Below are 15,246 nucleotides of genomic sequence, written 5' to 3' on the forward strand. Positions count from 1 at the left end.
CCCGGCCGGTGGCCGGGCTCACCGGCCCGGGTCGGCCCCGGCCGGGACCTGCCCGCCGACCTGCCCGCCGAGCAGGTCGGCCAGGCTGGCGGCGTCGACCACGTCCTCGATGGCGTGGTGCACCGCCAGCCACACCGCCCGGAGTCCGATGGCGTTGCCGTGGTAAGTGGCCCGGCCGGCGGGCTGGCCACGGACCGTGGTCAGGGAGCCGTTGACCGCGCGCAGGATGTCGCCGACGGTGATCTCGGCTGCCGGCCGGGCCAGGGCGTATCCGCCGTCGGTGCCCCGGTGGCTGATCAGGAGGCCGCCCCGGCGTAGGTCGAGCAGGATGCCCTGGAGGAAGCTGAGTGGGATGTCCTGGCTGGTGGCGAGCGTGGCGGCCTTGACCAGTTGCCCGTCGCGTCCGGCGGCGACGGCGAGCATGGCCCGGAGTGCGTACTCACTGCGTGCGGAGACGTGCATGTCCGGTCCCCTAGCTACCGGCCTGGTCGAGTACGCCCCACCGGCGCCGGATGGCCTTGTCCGCCGCCCCGAAGGCCGAGTCCACCAGCAGACCGATCACCAGGATCACGATCATGATGGCGATCAGCCGGGGCGCCTCGGACAGTTCCCGGGCGTAGGTGAGCTGGGCGCCGATCGAGGTCTTGGTGGCGATCACCACCAGCAGTTCACCGGCCATCAGGCTGCGCCAGGCGAACGCCCAGCCCTGCTTCAGCCCGGCCACGATGGCCGGTAGGGCGGCCGGCGCGATGACGTACCGGTAGAGGTTGAGCCCCCGGGCGCCGATGTTGCGACCGGCCCGGATCAGGATCGGTGGTACGTAGTCCACGCCGTGGATCACCCCGTTGGCGATGGACGGCGCGGCACCGAGTACCACCACGAAGAAGATCGCCTGCTCACTGAGCTGGAAGAGCAGGATCGCCAGCGGGAACCAGGCGATCGACGGCATGGTCTGCAACGCGGTGATCATGGAGCCGAGCGCGGCCCGCAGGACCCGGACCCGGGCCACCGCCAGACCGGTCAGCAACCCGACGACCAGTGCGGCGACGAATCCGACCGCAGCCCGTCGGGCGGTGGTGGCCAGTCCGTCCCAGAGCGCGGAGGTGAGCAGGTAGCTGCCGAGGTCGGACAGGACGGTGACCGGCCCGGGCAGCGCCCAGGGTTCCTTCCAGCCGGTCCAGACGACGACCTGCCAGATGCCGAGCGCCAGGGCCAGGGCGGCGATCTTCGGCCAGGTGGCCGACCAGAGCCGGCCCAGCCGGGACGCGCCCTTCTCCTGGGTGGCCAGGTCGAGTGCGTCCAGTCCGGACAGGGTGCCGGAGCCGGTCCGGGCGAGGGTGTCACTGGCCATGCCGGCCCACCTCCGTACGCAGCCGGTCGGTGACCTCGGCGGCGATCGCGGCGATCTCGGCGGAGTCGATGCGACGCGGCCGGGGGATGTCGACCCGGGTGGAGTAGATGATCCGCCCGGGGCGGCTGGAGAGCAGGATGATCCGGTCGGCCAACCGGGCCGCCTCCCGGACGTTGTGGGTCACGAAGAGCACGCTGAGCTGACGCTCGGACCAGATCCGTTCCAGCTCGTCGTGCAGGATGTCCCGGGTCATCGCGTCGAGTGCGCCGAACGGTTCGTCCATCAGCAGCACCGGCGTGTCCAGCGCCAGGGTGCGGGCCAGGGCGACCCGTTGCCGCATCCCACCGGAGAGTTCGTGTGGCCGTTTGCCACCGAACTCGGCGAGGTGGACGGTGCGCAGCAGATCGGCGACCCGTTCCTTCCGCTCGGCGCGGGGTACGCCGCGCAGCCGGAGCGGCAGCTCCACGTTGGCCGCCACGGTCAGCCACGGGAAGAGGGCCGGCTCCTGGAACATCAGGCCGGCCGACTTCTCGGGGCCGGTCACCTGGACCTGCCCGCCGCTGGGCCGGTCGAGCCCGGCGACCAGGTTGAGCAGCGTGCTCTTGCCGCACCCGGAGGCGCCGACCAGGCAGACGAACTCGCCGGGCGCGACGTCGAGGGAGACCCCGTCGAGGGCGAGGACGGCGTTCTCGCCCCGCCCGTACACTTTGGTCACGCCGTCGAGCGTGACCGCGGGGGTCACGCTCGACGGGGCCGTCGTGGTCGACGTCATGGCTGCGGGACCTCGGGCTTGCCCTGGGCCTTGAGCACCTCGTTGAGGAAGCTCAGGTCGTAGAGACCGTTGAGGTCGACCGGCTGGGTGAGCTGTACGGCGACCGCGTGGTCCAGCCCGGCCTTGAGCGAGGAGGCGATCGGGTCGTTGAGGAACTCCAGGGTCGGCCATGCCTGCTTGATCAGCTTCAGGTCCAGCGGCTTGCCGGTGATCTTGCCGATGTGGTCGGAGATCGCCTGCTGTGCCTCGTCCGGCTTGGTGTTGACGAATTCGTTCGCCGCGACCTGCCCCTCGACCAGCTTCTTCACCACGTCCGGGTGGGCCTTGAGGAACTTGGTGCTGACGATCAGGTTGGTGATGACGAACTTCTTGTCCGGCCAGAGGTCGCGCTCGTCCACCAGGACCTTGCCGCCCGCGTTCACCAGCCGGGAGACGAACGGCTCGGGTACCCAGGCGCCGTCGATCGCGCCGCTGCCGAAGGTCTCGATGGTCTGGGCGTTCTCCTGCGGGACGATCTTGACGTCACCGCCGCCCTCCTTGGTGGTGGTGAGTCCCTTCTCCTTGAGCCAGTAGCGGATCGCCACGTCCTGGGTGTTGCCGAGCTGCGGGGTGGCGATCTTCTTGCCGCGCAGGTCCTCGACCGAGGTGATGTTGGGCTTGACCACCAGCGCGACCCCACCGGAGGCGGCGCCGGAGACGACCCGGACGGCCTCGCCCTTGGACTTGGAGAAGGCGTTCACCGTCGGGTTCGGGCCGATGTAGGTGGCGTCCAGGGCGCCGGAGAAGATCGCCTCGATCGCGGCCGGGCCGGCGTTGAAGGTCTTGGTATCCAGCTTCACGTTGCTGCCGAGCTTCTCGGCGAAGATGCCCTTCTCGACGCCCACCACGGCGGGAGCGTGGGTGATGTTGGGGAAGTAGCCGAGTCGGAGGGTCACCGGTCCGGAGTCGCCGCCTGCGGTCGCGGCGCTCTCCCCGTCACCGCAGCCGGCGGTGGCCAGGGCGGCGACGGCCGTGACGGTGAGGGCGGCCAGTGCGGTCAGCCGACGGGAGGGGAGCCGTCTCATCGTTGTCCAATCCACATAATTCCTACTTGCTTGATAGGGACAGTGGATTATCCGACCCTCTCCCGTCAAGACCCATCCACATCTCGGGAAGGGGCTGTTCCGGCGTGCCGGGATTTTCCTACTATTCCGATAGGCGATCGGGAGGGGTGGCGAGCAGATGACGTTCCACTGGTTCCTGCCGACCTCGGGGGACGGCCACCAGGTCGGCGCCGCGACGGTCACCGCCGGAGCCGCCCGGCACGACCGGGCGGCCACCGTGGACTACCTGGCCCGGGTCGGTCGCGCCGCCGAGGAGAGCGGCTTCACCGGCGCGCTCACCCCGGTCGGCTCGGGATGCCCGGACCCGTGGATCATCTGCACGGCGGTCGCCCGGCACACCAGCCGGCTGCGGTTCCTGGTCGCGGTACGGGCCGGCTTCGCGCTGCCCACCCTGATCGCCCAGCAGGCCGAGGCGTTCCAGTGGGCCACCGGTGGCCCACTGGCCCTCAACATCGTCACCGGCGGGGACCCGGCCGAGCAGCGGGCGTACGGCGACTTCCTCGACCACGACGCGCGCTACGCCCGGACCGGGGAGTTCATCGAGGTGCTCCGGCAGGCCTGGCGGGGCGCCCCGTTCGACCACGCCGGGGAGCACTACCGGATCGAGCGGGGCGGGCTGGTCCAGCCACTGGCCGAGACCCCGCCGGTCTACTTCGGCGGGGCGTCCCCGGCCGCCGAGGCGGTGGCCGCCCGGCTGGCCGACGTGTACCTGATGTGGGGCGAGCCGCCGGCCGCGATCGCCGAGCGGGTCAACCGGATCCGCCGGCTCGCCGCCGGGCACGACCGCGAACTGCGCACCGGACTGCGGCTGCACGTCATCGCCCGGCCGACCGCCACCGAGGCGTGGGCCGAGGCGGACCGGCTGCTCGCCGGGATGGACCCGGACCGGATCGCCGCCGCCCAGGCCCGGTTCGCCCGGATGGACTCCGTCGGTCAGGCGCGGATGACGGCGCTCAATGCCGGCACGACCGGTGAGCTCACCATCGCGCCGAACCTCTGGGCCGGGATCGGTCTGGTCCGCGAGGGCGCCGGCACCGCGCTGGTCGGCAGCTACGCCGAGGTTGCGGCCCGGATCGACGAGTACGCCGGGCTCGGTGTCGACGAGTTCGTGCTCTCCGGTTGGCCGCACCTGGAGGAGGCGTACCGGGTCGGCGCGGAGGTGCTGCCCCGCACCGGCCACGCCCGGGGCGTACCGGTCGGTGCCGCGCCCGACCGGGCCGTGCCGCCCACCGACGCCGGCCCGGCGCCGTCCGCACCGGTACCCGCCGGGAGGTAGCCGCATCCGCGGGTGCCGACACGCTAGGGTCGAGCCGTGGCGGCGCGGAGATCGAGAATTCCAGCGACGAAGTACCCGGTCGAGCGGTTCACCCTCGACAACGGCCTGCGGGTGGTGCTCACCCCGGACCGTAGTGCCCCGGTGATCGGGGTGGCCGTCGTCTACGACGTCGGCATCCGGTCCGAGCCGGAGGGGCGTACCGGCTTCGCCCACCTCTTCGAACACCTGATGTTCCAGGGGTCGGAGAGCCTGGAGAAGCTGGCCCACTTCCGGCACGTGCAGGGCGCCGGTGGCACCTTCAACGGCTCCACCCACCTGGACTACACCGACTACTTCGAGACCCTGCCGAGCAACGCGCTGGAGCGGGCGCTGTTCCTGGAGGCCGACCGGATGCGCGGCCCCCGGCTGACCGAGGAGAACCTGCGCAACCAGGTCGACGTGGTCAAGGAGGAGATCCGGGTCAACGTGCTCAACCGGCCGTACGGCGGGTTCCCGTGGCTGAAGCTGCCACCGGTCATGTTCGACACGTTCGCCAACGCGCACGACGGCTACGGCTCCTTCGTCGACCTGGAGAGCGCCACGACCGACGAGGCGGCCGACTTTTTCCGGCGCTACTACGCCTGCGGCAACGCGGTGCTCGCGGTCAGCGGGGACATCGACGTCGCCGAGGCGACCGAGCTGATCAACCGGCACTTCGGCGACGTCGAGGCCCGTCCGGCGCCGGTCCGGCCGAGTTTCGCCGAGCCTGATCTGACCGCCGAGCGCCGCGAGTCGTACGTCGACCCGCTGGTGCCGCTGCCCGCGGTGGCCAGCGCCTGGCGGGTACCGGACCCGGTCACCGACTTCGCCAACTACCTGCCGTACGTGGTACTCGCCGAGGTGCTCACCGACGGCGACGCGTCCCGGCTGGTCGAGCGGCTGGCGCACCGGGACCGGACGGTCACCAGCATCGGCGGCTACCTCGGATTCATGGGCGACCCGTTCGACGTCCGCGACCCCACCGCGCTGCTGCTCCAGGCCCACCTGCCGCCCGGCGGGGACGTCGACAAGGTGCTGCGCACCATCGACGAGGAGCTGGACCGGTTGGCCACCGACGGTCCGGGCGAGGGCGAGCTGGCCCGGACCCAGGCCCGGATGGCCACCCACCTGCTCCGGGACACCGACGCGGTACTCGGCCGGGCACTCAACATGGCCGTGCTGGAGCAGCAGCGCGGCGAGCCGGGCCTGCTCAACGAGCTACCCCGGCTGGTCGGCGAGGTCACCGAGGAGCAGATCCGCAGCGCCGCTGCCACCCTGCGGCCGGAGCGCCGCGCGTCCGTCCAGGTGATGCCCGGAGGTGCCCGATGACGGCGACGACCACCCCCGCTCCGCGGACCCTGCCGCCGCTCGGACCCACCCGTCGCCTCAAGCTGCCGCCGCAGGCCGAACGGACGTTGACCAACGGCCTGACCGTCATCGCGGTACGCCGACCGGCCGTCCCGCTGGTGGAGGTACGGCTCTGGGTGCCGTTCGGCGGTGCCCACCTGGCCCGGGGCGCGGTGCTGTCGCAGACCCTGCTCTCCGGCACCGCCACCCGGTCCACCATCGAGATCGCCGCCGAGTTGCAGAAGGTCGGCGGCGGGCTCTCCGCCGGGCTCGACCCGGACCGGCTGATGGTCTCCGGCGCCGGCCTGGTCACCGGGCTGGACCGGATCCTGGAGCTGCTGGCCGAGGTGCTGACCGGGGCGGCGTACCCGGTCGACGAGGTGGCCACCGAGCGGGACCGGCTGATCGACCACATCCAGGTCGCGCAGAGCCAGCCGGCGCACCTGGCCCGGGCGGCGCTGCTGAAGCGGATGTACGGCAAGCACCCGTACGCGGTGCAGACCCCCGAGCCGGAGCAGATCCGGGCGGTACGGCCGGCGGCGCTGCGCCGGCTGCACGCCGAGCGGGTACACCCGGCCGGTGCGGTGCTGGTGCTGGTCGGCGACATCCGGCCGGAGAAGGCGCTGGACTCGGCCGAGCAGGCGTTGGGTGGCTGGAACGGGGCCGGACGTGCGGTCACGCTGCCGCCGGAGCCGCCGCTGGAGCCGGGGCCGCTGCTGCTGGTCGACCGGCCCGGCTCGGTGCAGTCCTCGCTGCGGATCGCGTTGCCGGCGGTACCGAGAACCCATCCCGACCACGCCGCGTTGCAACTGGCCAACCTGGTTTTCGGCGGCTACTTCTCGTCCCGCTGGGTGGAGAACATCCGGGAGGACAAGGGCTACACCTACGGCCCGCACTCGATGATCGAGCACTCGGTGGCCGGGTCGAAGCTGGTGGTGGCGGCCGAGGTGGCCACCGAGGTGACCGGTCCGGCCCTGCTGGAGACGTACTACGAACTGGGCCGGCTGGCCTCGCTGCCGCCGGAGGAGGAGGAACTGGAGCAGGCCCGGCAGTACGCCCTGGGCACCCTCCAGCTCGGAATGTCCACCCAGGCGGGGTTGGCGGCGCTGACCACCGCGTACGCCGGCAACGGGCTGCGGCTGGACTTCCTCGCCGAGCACGCCGCCCGGTTGGCGCGGGCCACCCGGGACGAGGTGGCGGCAGCGGCGGCCCGGTACCTCGCCCCGGCCCGGGGGGTAACCGTGGTGCTGGGTGACGCCGATCGGGTCGCCGACCCGCTCTCCGTGCTGGCCGAGGTCCGGTCGGAGCCGGTGTCCGGGTGACCGACGCCGCTCCGCCCCTCGCCCGGTCCACCCTGGACCGGGCGGCGCACCGCCGGACCGACCCGGCCTGGCTGGCCGGGGCGTGGTCGCGGGGGCGGACGCTGGTGGTGGACGTGGCGGCCGGTGGCCGGGCGCTGGTACGCGACGGTGACCGGCCGGCGCTGGTCCTGCTGCCGGCGGCGGAGGCACCTCCGGTCCCGGAGGCAGCGCGGCTGTTCCTGGGTGTCGAGCCGGACGGCGGGCCGGTCTTCGCCGTGGTGGCGGAGTTGCCGGCGGTCACCGGTGCCCGTCCGGCGGGCCTGCGGGAGGTCGGTCACCTGCTGACCGATCGGGACGCCGGGCTGCTCACCACGGCGGTCGCGTTGGCGAACTGGCATGCCGGGCACGGCTACTCCCCGGTCACCGGCCGGCCGACCACCGTCGACGAGGGCGGCTGGTCGCGGGTGGACGACACCGGTCACCGGATATGGCCGCGGACCGATCCGGCGATGATCGTGCTGGTACACGACGGGGTCGGTGGCCCGGATGGCCGGTGTCTGCTGGGCAGCAACGCGGCCTGGTCGGGCCAGCCGGGCGGGCGCCGGTTCTCCTGCCTGGCCGGCTACGTCGAGCCGGGCGAGTCGGCCGAGGCGGCGGTGGTCCGCGAGGTCGCCGAGGAGGTGGGCGTACCGGTCGACCGGGTCGAGTACGTCGCCAGCCAGTCCTGGCCGTTTCCCGGCTCGCTGATGCTGGGCTTCCGCGCGGTGGCCGATCCCGCCGGGCCGGTACGCGTCGATCCGGCTGAGATATCCCACGCGCTCTGGTTCTCCCGGCGGGAGATCAGCCGGGCCCTGGCCGGTGAGCCGGTCCCGGTGGACGACGGGATCGTGCTGGTGCTGCCACCACCGCTGTCGATCGCGTTCCATTTGATCCGGCACTGGCTGGAGTGGGACGACTGAAGGCCCGTCCGGGGTGTGTCGTCGGCTCCGGTACGACCGGGGTATGTCGTCGATCCTGGACGGTCTTGGTCCGTGACCGTCGTTGCCGCGGCGGTCACGGACCAAGAACCCTGTCCGTCGTGGCCGGTTGAGGCGTGGTGCACGGCGGGGGAGCCGCACCGGTCCACGACGGGCGTCTTGTCAGCGACCCGGTGGGTCGTTGATCGGCAGCACCTTGACCCGTTGCCGGCCGGAGCGGACGGCACCGACCGCGGCGAGGGCCCGGGCCAGGGTCAGCGCCGCCTCCCGGTCCTCCGCGTGCAGGGTCTGCCGGCGTGGCTCGGGGGTGGTCTGTTCGTCGCGGAGCCGTCCCCCGCCCGCGAACGCGGCGGCAAGGTCGGCATCGGCGGCGGCGCGGATGTCGGTTCGTACGATCAGGAACCGCATGGGTGTCTCCGGTGACCGTGGCGGTGACTGGCACGGTGACGTGTCTGCCCTGGTAGGGGGCTTCCGTGGAAGTTCCACGTCAGCTATCTCGTCATGTTACGCAGTGAGACTGTCTCGGCAAGTGGAACGGCCAACCGGATTTCCGACTCCACCGATCGGACGATCGGATCCTGCCTGCCCGGCGTACCCGAGACGTCAACGGGACCGCCGGCCCGCCCGGGTGGGCGGACCGGCGGCCCCGGTCGGGGTACGGGTCAGGCCAGGTCGAACTGACCGTTCTTGGTGCCGGCGATGAAGTCGAGCCACCCGGCGCGGTCGAAGAGCAGCACCGGGCCGCTCCGGTCCTTGCTGTCCCGCAGGGCCACCGCTGCGGCATCGCCGCCGAGCGGCGCCACCTCCACGCAGTTCGATGTCTGGCTGCGTGTGCTGGTACGCCACGGGGCATCCGCCAACTGCTCGGCAAGGAGGGCGTACGGCAGGGTGCTTCGGGTCTTGTTCATGGATGTGCTCCTGGTCGGATAACTCCAGTGGGATGAGTGCTCCGCGCGGGCCGACCGGAACGTGACCCCCCGTAGGTCAGTGCTCCGTCAGGTGTCCACTGTGCCGGCTGCGTTGGGTTGGCGCCGTTGCCAACCCGTGCGCCATCAGGGACGGTGTCGGCCCGTCACCCGCTCGACCCGCCGCCCGGGACAGCCAGTCCAGCGAGTCCGCGGCGGAGAGTGCCGCCGCGCAGAGCCACTCGAAGACCAGTTTATACCTATTGAGGTGTTCTCGCTCGTAAACCATGAAGTTGAGAAATTCGCCCTCGATCGCGAGGGTTTCTGGATCGAGGGGATCCGCGAACCGGTAGAGCGAGAACGCGGTCGGCGGCAGGTACCAGTCGGCGACCGGGACGTCCCGGGGCAGGATCCGCAGGGTCACGTTGGGCAGCATGGCCAGGTCGCAGAGCTGGTTGAGCTGCTCGCGCAGCATCTCGGCAGGCCCGACCCGCCGGCCCAGGGCGGCCTCGTCCAGCACCGCCGTGTACTGCGGCGCATCGCCGGCCCGGTCCAGCAGGGACTGCCGGGCCAGCCGGGCGGCCACCTCGGTGTCCACGTCCTCGGACTCGACCGTCCCGTCCGGATCCCCGGCCGGGTTCAGCGGCCGGGTGGACATGATCCGTACCCGGGCGTACGCGGCGGTCTGGAGCAGACCGGGTACCAGCGCCGGGCTGTACTCGCGGATCTCCGCGCAGCCCGCCTCCAACTCGGCGTAACTGCGCTGGCGCTGGGTCATCACCGGGTACGACCGCAGCCAGCCGCGCATGTCGCCGGCCTCCCGGGTGATCGCGGCCAGCTCCTCGCGGACCTGGTCGTCCACCTGGTAGAGGGTGAGCAGGTCCAGCACGTCCCGCAGGTCCGGCCGGCTGCGCCCGTTCTCCAGCCGGGACAGTTTGGACGCGGACGCCCAGCCGACCCGGTCGATGACCTGGTCACCGGTGAGTCCGGCGGCTTCCCGCAGCCGGCGCAGCTCGGTGCCCAGTCGACGCCGGCGCAGGATCGGGCTCGGTACGGCAGGAGGCACGGGAGTCCCCTTCTCGGTGACGACGCCCCGGTTTTCGAACCGGGGCGGTGACTCTATGGAATTCGCCCCCCACGGTCAGTATGGACGTCATGCTCGCCGCCCGTTGTCCCCGTCCGGGCGTGTCTCGCCACAAAAATTGCCGCCCGTACCGCCCGGGGCTGCGGAAACACGCCGACGGGCGGCACCGGGCCGGCCCCACCCATCGACCGGAAGGGACCCCTCGCCCATGCGCACGATCCTGCGCCATCCCGACTTCCGACTACTCTTCAGCGGCCTCCTCGCCAGCATGGTCGCCGAGTCGATCCTGCTACTGGCCCTCGCGATCTGGGTCAAGGACCTGACCGGGTCGGACGGGATGGCGGGAGCGGCCATCTTCGCCACGGTCGCCCCGATGGCCGCCGCGCCGCTGGTCGGCTGGGTGGTGGACCGCTTCCCCCGGCGGCCGTTCTTCGTCACCGCCAACCTGGTGACCGCCGTGCTGCTCACCCCGCTGCTCGCGGTCCGGGACGCCGGGGACGTCTGGATCATCTACGCGGTCGGTGCGCTCTACGGGCTCTCGTACATCGCGCTCACCGCCAGCCTCAACGCGCTGGTCCGGGAGATCGTCCCCGGCGACCTGCTGGCCGAGGCGAACGGGGTACTCCAGACCGTCAAGCAGGGGTTGCGGCTGGGCGGCCCACTGGCCGGAGCCGGCCTCTACGCCGGGGTGGGCGGCTGGGCCCTGGTCGCGCTCGGCGCCACCGGCTTCGTCACCGCAGCCGTCGTGGTCCGGGCGGTCCGGGTACGGGAGGTCATGCCCGTCCGGGACCAGGTGAGCTGGTTGACCGAGCTGGGCGCCGGGCTGCGCCACCTGCTCGGCGTGGCTCCGCTGCGCCGGGCGGTGACCGGCACCGGCCTGGCCGTCCTGGTGATGGGGCTGAGCGAGGCGCTCATCTTCGCGTACGTCGATCAGGGGCTCGGCCGGGAGCCCGCCTTCGTCGGCGTCCTGGTGACCGTGCAGGGCATCGGCGGTCTGCTGGGTGGGCTGATCTCCGCAGCGGTGGTCCGGCGGGTCGGGGAACTCGGCGCCCTCGCGATCGGTAACGCCGCCTTCGCCCCCGCCATGCTGGCCCTGGTGTACCCGGAACTCTGGTTGGGTTTCCTGGCACTGATCCTCGCCGGGGTCGCCCTGCCGCTGACCTTCGTCGGGCTCACCACGCTCATCCAGCGGCGTACCCCGGCACCGCTGCTCGGCCGGGTCACCACGGCGTCGGAGGCACTGGTCAACGGCCCGCAGTCGCTCTCCATCGGGTTCGGCGCGCTGCTCGTCGGCGTGGTCGACTACCGCCTGCTGTTCCTGCTGATGGCGCTGGCGGTGCTCGGCGCCGCAACCTACCTCTGGACCGGCCGGCGGCTCTCGGCGCCCGGGTCGGTGCCGGTCATCCCCGGGCCAGTCGTCCCCGCGCCGCGTCGACCGGTCGCCTCCGAGGTGGGCGTACCCGCCGGGGGCCGGACCGGGTGAGCCCCTGTTGAGTCGGGCGCTGGCGTTAGGAAGGGCCCCTTTACCTACCGAAAGCGTTAAGCGGGGGCCCTTCCTCACACCGTTCCCGGTCAGGCCCCGGCGATCGCCGCGAGCTGCTGCTTGACCTGGTTGATCGTCGGGTTGGTCAGGGCCGAACCGTCGGCGAACCGCAGGGTCGGTACGGTCTGGTTACCACCGTTGACGCTCATCACGAACTCGGCGGCGGCCGGGTCCTGCTCGATGTCGATGACCTCGTACCCGATGCCCTCCCGGTCGAGTTGCGACTTCAACCGGTGGCAGTAGCCGCACCAGGGGGTGGAATACATCGTCAACATGCTCAGGTCCTCCACGACGTCGATCCGGCCGGTCTGCCGGGCGGCCCGCATACTCCGCCGACCAGCCAGGCTAACCGCTGCAACGCTTCGGGCGGCTGACATGATTCCTAGCTGTGGTGGTTGACTCAGGGATCCGGCAGGTACTCGGCGGGCTGGACCCGGAGCAGTTGGCGGCGGTGACCGCACCGGCCGGGCCGGTCTGCGTGCTCGCCGGGGCCGGCACCGGCAAGACCAGGGCGATCACCTCGCGGATCGCCCACCGGGTACTCGCCGGGGAGATCTCCACCCGGCACGTGCTGGCGGTGACCTTCACCGCCCGGGCCGCCGCCGAGATGCGGGCCCGGCTCACCGCGCTCGGGGTGGGCGGGGTGCAGGCCCGGACCTTCCACGCCGCCGCCCTGCGCCAGGTCCGCTACTTCGCCCCCCGACTGCTCGGCGGCCGGGAGATGCCGGAGTTGCTGGACAGCAAGGTCCGGCTGGTCACCCTGGCGGCGGCCCGGGCCGGGGTACGCACCGACCGGGCCGCGGCCCGGGACCTGGCCAGCGAGATCGAGTGGGCCAAGTCGTCCCTGGTCGAGCCGGGGGAGTACGTCGTGGCGGCGGCCAAGGCCCAGCGGGAGACCTCGCAGGAGGCGGCCAAGGTGGCCGAGGTCTTCGCCGGCTACGAGCAGATCAAGCGGGCCAACGGCGTGATCGACTTCGAGGACATGCTGCGTGCCGCGGTCTGGGGCATCGAGGAGCACCCCGATGTGGCCGAGCAGGTACGCGGCCAGTACCGGCATTTCGTGGTCGACGAGTACCAGGACGTCAACCCGTTGCAGCAGCGGCTGCTGGAGGCGTGGCTGGGCGGACGGGACGACGTCACCGTGGTCGGTGACGCCAGCCAGACCATCTACTCGTTCACCGGGGCCACCTCGTCGTACCTGGTCGACTTCCCGCGCCGGCACCGCGAGGCGGTGGTGGTCCGGCTGGTCCGCGACTACCGCTCCACCCCGCAGGTGGTCGGGCTGGCCAACGCGGTGATCCGGCAGGCCCGGGGTGCCGAGGCCCGGCTGCGGTTGGAGCTGGTCGGGCAGCGCCCGTCCGGCCCCGAACCGGACCTGCGGATCTTCACCGACGAACCGGCCGAGGCGGCGGCCGTCGCGGCCCGCTGCCGGCAACTGATCGAGGCGGGTACCCCGGCGCGGGAGATCGCCGTGCTGTTTCGGACCAACGCGCAGTCCGAGGCGTACGAGAAGGCGCTCACCGAGGCCGAGGTGCCGTACGTCGTGCAGGGCGCCGAGCGGTTCTTCGAACGCGCCGAGATCCGGCAGGCGATGGTGGCGCTGCGGGCCGCCACCCGGTCCATCCCGGGCGACACGCCCCTGGTCGAGGCCGTGGTCGAGGCGCTGGCCGCAGTCGGCTGGGCGCCCGACTCCCCGCCGCCCGGTGGTGCCGCGCGGGAGCGCTGGGAGGCGCTCGCCGCCCTGGTCCAGCTTGCCGAGGAGTACGCGGCCAGCCCGGCCGTACTGCCCATCGGCGAGGCGGCGGCGGTCGAGCGCCCGGTCACGTTGGCCGACTTCAACGACGAGTTGCAGCGGCGGGCCAGCCAGCAGCATGCGCCGACGGTCGACGGGGTCACCTGCGCCTCCCTGCACTCGGCCAAGGGGCTGGAGTGGGACGCGGTGTTCCTGGTTGGCCTCGCCGACGGCACCCTGCCCACCACCTACGCGAAGACCGCCGAGCAGCAGGAGGAGGAGCGCCGGCTGCTGTACGTGGGGATCACCCGGGCCCGGGAGTGGCTCTGGCTGTCGTACGCCTCGGCCCGCTCGCCGGGTGGTCGTCCCCGCCGGCCCTGCCGGTTCCTGCCCCAGTTGGACGGCTCGGGCGGGGGTGAACGGGCCGGCGCCCCGGCGGCCCGTAAGGGTGAGCGGCGGCGCAACCAGATCGTCTCCTGCCGGATCTGTGGCGCCACCCTGCTCGCCGGTGCGGACCGCAAGCTGGGGCGCTGCCCCACCTGCCCCTCCGACATCGACGAGGAGCTGTTCGAGCGGCTACGCCTGTGGCGGATCCGGGTGGCCGGAGAGCAGAAGGTGCCGGCGTACGTGGTCTTCACCGACGCGACGCTGACCGCACTGGCCGAGCGCAAGCCCAGTCGTACCGAGGAACTGCTGGCCATCGCCGGGATCGGCCCCCGCAAGCTCGGCCTGTACGGCGAGGCGGTGCTGGCCCTGGTGGCGGGCGCGGCGGTCGACGACTGGGCGCCGGAAAAAACTTCGGAAATCGAGTCGTAAATTCGTTTGCCCTCGCCCCAGGGTGAGGAATAGCCTCAGGACACACCTCGCGAGCGGCGCCATTCCGGCTGCTCACGGGGGGTCGACCGGGTTCATCACGAGAGTCAGTCAGGAGGTGGCACCAATGGAGATTCTCGCCTATGCGCAACCGTCGGTGCTGCCGGCTGCCCTCGTCTCCCCGCGTGCCCTGGGCTCGCAGTGGGCCCCGGGTCGGGCTGTCTGCGCACCGCAGGCGCACCAGCTCCCGCAGGTGCACCAGCTCCGGGATCGGGTCGAACTGATCCTGGCTGTCGCGCCCAACGGAGTTGACGGGACCAGTGGCTTCACCGGCAACGGTGTCGATGGCGCCACGAAGCGTATGGCCGTCCGCGGCGTTCCACCTCGAGGTAGACCGGTCTGAGTCTCAGACCAACCGGCTCACCTCGAGGCCGCGGAACCCGCTACCGGGATCCGCGGCCTCAGTTTTTTGCACCGCCGAAGTGTCGGAACACCGATCGAAGAGATCGAAGTGAGAGAGAGGTGACCGGGAGATGAGTCTGGCGTTGGCCCCACTCGACCTGAGCGTCGAGATGGAGGCGAACCTCCCCTGCCGGAAGTTCGACCCCGACCTGTGGTTCTCGGACTCGCCTGCCGAGCTGGAGCTGGCCAAGTCGCTCTGCGGGGACTGCCCGCTGCGCGTCGAGTGCCTGGCCGGCGCGGTCGAGCGGGCCGAGCCGTGGGGTGTCTGGGGTGGCGAGATCTTCGAGCGTGGCGCGGTCGTCCCGCGCAAGCGGCCCCGGGGTCGCCCGCGTAAGGCCGACGTCGCCCGCGACGCCGTGCTGCGGGTCGAGGCCGAGGCCCGGCTGGCGGCCACCGGGGTCGTCACGTCACGCAACACGGTCCGGCTGGTGGCCTGACATGTTCCCGATCCGTAGTTCCGCCGGTCCGCGACCGGCCCTGAGAAAAACCCGCGCCACCGAGTTCCCGATCCGAAACGGAGCCAACGAGATGTATTTACTCCACGAAGCGTTGTCGAGGGCGC

Annotated in this window: 16 protein-coding genes; 8 read left to right on the forward strand and 8 right to left on the reverse strand. The window is 71.9% G+C overall.

The genetic code is table 11. The annotated features are described in order from the left end of the window. Positions 1–18: 18 nt before the first annotated feature. Genes V6U90_RS06760 through V6U90_RS06775 form a run of 4 tightly spaced genes read right to left on the reverse strand, consistent with a single transcriptional unit; the run spans position 19 to position 3,187 of the window. Entirely contained in the window at positions 19–462 is a 444-nt protein-coding gene (locus V6U90_RS06760; protein ID WP_334432233.1) for an Rrf2 family transcriptional regulator, read from the reverse strand. 10 nt (positions 463–472) lie between these two features. Further along, on the reverse strand, positions 473–1,351 hold the full coding sequence (locus V6U90_RS06765; RefSeq protein WP_334432235.1) for an ABC transporter permease: 879 nt from the start codon (positions 1,349–1,351) through the stop codon (positions 473–475). Further along, positions 1,341–2,123, reverse strand: coding sequence for an ABC transporter ATP-binding protein (locus V6U90_RS06770; protein WP_334432237.1), 783 nt, complete (start codon positions 2,121–2,123; stop codon positions 1,341–1,343). Before V6U90_RS06770 ends, V6U90_RS06765 begins: the two co-directional genes overlap by 11 nt. Next, complete coding sequence (locus V6U90_RS06775) at positions 2,120–3,187, reverse strand: ABC transporter substrate-binding protein (protein WP_334432239.1); 1,068 nt, start codon at positions 3,185–3,187, stop codon at positions 2,120–2,122. The genes V6U90_RS06770 and V6U90_RS06775 overlap by 4 nt, the downstream gene beginning before the upstream one ends. A 157-nt stretch (positions 3,188–3,344) precedes the next feature. Between V6U90_RS06775 and V6U90_RS06780 the strand changes: the two genes are divergently transcribed. From V6U90_RS06780 to nudC, 4 genes are read left to right on the forward strand one after another with little or no spacing between them, the layout of a single operon-like run. Next, a complete protein-coding gene (locus V6U90_RS06780) occupies positions 3,345–4,502 on the forward strand; it encodes an LLM class flavin-dependent oxidoreductase (protein WP_334432241.1) in 1,158 nt (385 codons plus the stop codon). A 36-nt stretch (positions 4,503–4,538) separates the two neighbouring features. Then, positions 4,539–5,849 carry a M16 family metallopeptidase gene (locus V6U90_RS06785; RefSeq protein ID WP_334432243.1) on the forward strand — a complete coding sequence of 437 codons (1,311 nt, stop codon included), beginning with the start codon at positions 4,539–4,541 and terminating at the stop codon, positions 5,847–5,849. Continuing rightward, positions 5,846–7,189, forward strand: a complete 1,344-nt coding sequence (locus tag V6U90_RS06790; RefSeq protein WP_334432246.1) for a M16 family metallopeptidase — start codon at positions 5,846–5,848, stop codon at positions 7,187–7,189. The genes V6U90_RS06785 and V6U90_RS06790 overlap by 4 nt, the downstream gene beginning before the upstream one ends. Beyond that, positions 7,186–8,127, forward strand: coding sequence for an NAD(+) diphosphatase (nudC, locus tag V6U90_RS06795; protein WP_334432249.1), 942 nt, complete (start codon positions 7,186–7,188; stop codon positions 8,125–8,127). The genes V6U90_RS06790 and nudC overlap by 4 nt, the downstream gene beginning before the upstream one ends. A 180-nt stretch (positions 8,128–8,307) precedes the next feature. Here nudC and V6U90_RS06800 read toward each other — a convergent pair whose 3' ends face one another. The 3 genes from V6U90_RS06800 to V6U90_RS06810 form a co-directional block, all read right to left on the reverse strand. Beyond that, positions 8,308–8,553 (reverse strand): hypothetical protein, encoded by a 246-nt coding sequence (locus V6U90_RS06800; protein WP_334432252.1) that lies wholly within the window; start codon positions 8,551–8,553, stop codon positions 8,308–8,310. A gap of 254 nt (positions 8,554–8,807) precedes the next feature. Beyond that, complete coding sequence (locus tag V6U90_RS06805; RefSeq protein WP_334432255.1) at positions 8,808–9,053, reverse strand: DUF397 domain-containing protein; 246 nt, start codon at positions 9,051–9,053, stop codon at positions 8,808–8,810. Positions 9,054–9,129: 76 nt separating this feature from the next. After that, complete coding sequence (locus tag V6U90_RS06810) at positions 9,130–10,116, reverse strand: helix-turn-helix domain-containing protein (protein WP_334432258.1); 987 nt, start codon at positions 10,114–10,116, stop codon at positions 9,130–9,132. A gap of 226 nt (positions 10,117–10,342) precedes the next feature. On the opposite strand from V6U90_RS06810, the gene V6U90_RS06815 reads away from it, so the two are divergent. Further along, positions 10,343–11,617 carry an MFS transporter gene (locus V6U90_RS06815; protein WP_334432261.1) on the forward strand — a complete coding sequence of 425 codons (1,275 nt, stop codon included), beginning with the start codon at positions 10,343–10,345 and terminating at the stop codon, positions 11,615–11,617. Positions 11,618–11,706: 89 nt separating this feature from the next. Here V6U90_RS06815 and V6U90_RS06820 read toward each other — a convergent pair whose 3' ends face one another. After that, positions 11,707–11,952: a mycoredoxin gene (locus tag V6U90_RS06820; RefSeq protein WP_334432263.1), complete on the reverse strand. Its 246-nt coding sequence runs from the start codon at positions 11,950–11,952 to the stop codon at positions 11,707–11,709. Between the two features lie 113 nt (positions 11,953–12,065). Here V6U90_RS06820 and V6U90_RS06825 point away from each other — a divergent pair, with 113 nt between their 5' ends. The 3 genes from V6U90_RS06825 to V6U90_RS06835 all read left to right on the forward strand — a co-directional run bounded on the left by V6U90_RS06825 (position 12,066) and on the right by V6U90_RS06835 (position 15,121). After that, positions 12,066–14,225: an ATP-dependent DNA helicase UvrD2 gene (locus V6U90_RS06825; RefSeq protein WP_334432266.1), complete on the forward strand. Its 2,160-nt coding sequence runs from the start codon at positions 12,066–12,068 to the stop codon at positions 14,223–14,225. A 124-nt stretch (positions 14,226–14,349) separates the two neighbouring features. Continuing rightward, positions 14,350–14,625: a hypothetical protein gene (locus tag V6U90_RS06830; RefSeq protein ID WP_334432269.1), complete on the forward strand. Its 276-nt coding sequence runs from the start codon at positions 14,350–14,352 to the stop codon at positions 14,623–14,625. A 130-nt stretch (positions 14,626–14,755) separates the two neighbouring features. Continuing rightward, positions 14,756–15,121 carry a WhiB family transcriptional regulator gene (locus tag V6U90_RS06835; RefSeq protein ID WP_334432272.1) on the forward strand — a complete coding sequence of 122 codons (366 nt, stop codon included), beginning with the start codon at positions 14,756–14,758 and terminating at the stop codon, positions 15,119–15,121. Positions 15,122–15,246 lie beyond the last annotated feature (125 nt).

The sequence above is a fragment of the Micromonospora sp. CPCC 206060 genome (genome assembly GCF_036906895.1).
Taxonomy (GTDB): Bacteria; Actinomycetota; Actinomycetes; order Mycobacteriales; family Micromonosporaceae; genus Micromonospora.

What these genes read in the sequence shown, in the direction of transcription:
- V6U90_RS06760 (WP_334432233.1), bottom strand. Translation starts at nt 462, where the DNA reads ATGCACGTCTCCGCACGCAGTGAGTACGCACTCCGGGCCATGCTCGCC.
- V6U90_RS06805 (WP_334432255.1), bottom strand. Translation starts at nt 9,053, where the DNA reads ATGAACAAGACCCGAAGCACCCTGCCGTACGCCCTCCTTGCCGAGCAG.
- V6U90_RS06770 (WP_334432237.1), bottom strand. Translation starts at nt 2,123, where the DNA reads ATGACGTCGACCACGACGGCCCCGTCGAGCGTGACCCCCGCGGTCACG.
- V6U90_RS06775 (WP_334432239.1), bottom strand. Translation starts at nt 3,187, where the DNA reads ATGAGACGGCTCCCCTCCCGTCGGCTGACCGCACTGGCCGCCCTCACC.
- V6U90_RS06780 (WP_334432241.1), top strand. Translation starts at nt 3,345, where the DNA reads ATGACGTTCCACTGGTTCCTGCCGACCTCGGGGGACGGCCACCAGGTC.
- V6U90_RS06835 (WP_334432272.1), top strand. Translation starts at nt 14,756, where the DNA reads ATGAGTCTGGCGTTGGCCCCACTCGACCTGAGCGTCGAGATGGAGGCG.
- V6U90_RS06765 (WP_334432235.1), bottom strand. Translation starts at nt 1,351, where the DNA reads ATGGCCAGTGACACCCTCGCCCGGACCGGCTCCGGCACCCTGTCCGGA.
- V6U90_RS06815 (WP_334432261.1), top strand. Translation starts at nt 10,343, where the DNA reads ATGCGCACGATCCTGCGCCATCCCGACTTCCGACTACTCTTCAGCGGC.
- V6U90_RS06830 (WP_334432269.1), top strand. Translation starts at nt 14,350, where the DNA reads ATGGAGATTCTCGCCTATGCGCAACCGTCGGTGCTGCCGGCTGCCCTC.
- V6U90_RS06790 (WP_334432246.1), top strand. Translation starts at nt 5,846, where the DNA reads ATGACGGCGACGACCACCCCCGCTCCGCGGACCCTGCCGCCGCTCGGA.
- V6U90_RS06800 (WP_334432252.1), bottom strand. Translation starts at nt 8,553, where the DNA reads ATGCGGTTCCTGATCGTACGAACCGACATCCGCGCCGCCGCCGATGCC.
- V6U90_RS06820 (WP_334432263.1), bottom strand. Translation starts at nt 11,952, where the DNA reads ATGTTGACGATGTATTCCACCCCCTGGTGCGGCTACTGCCACCGGTTG.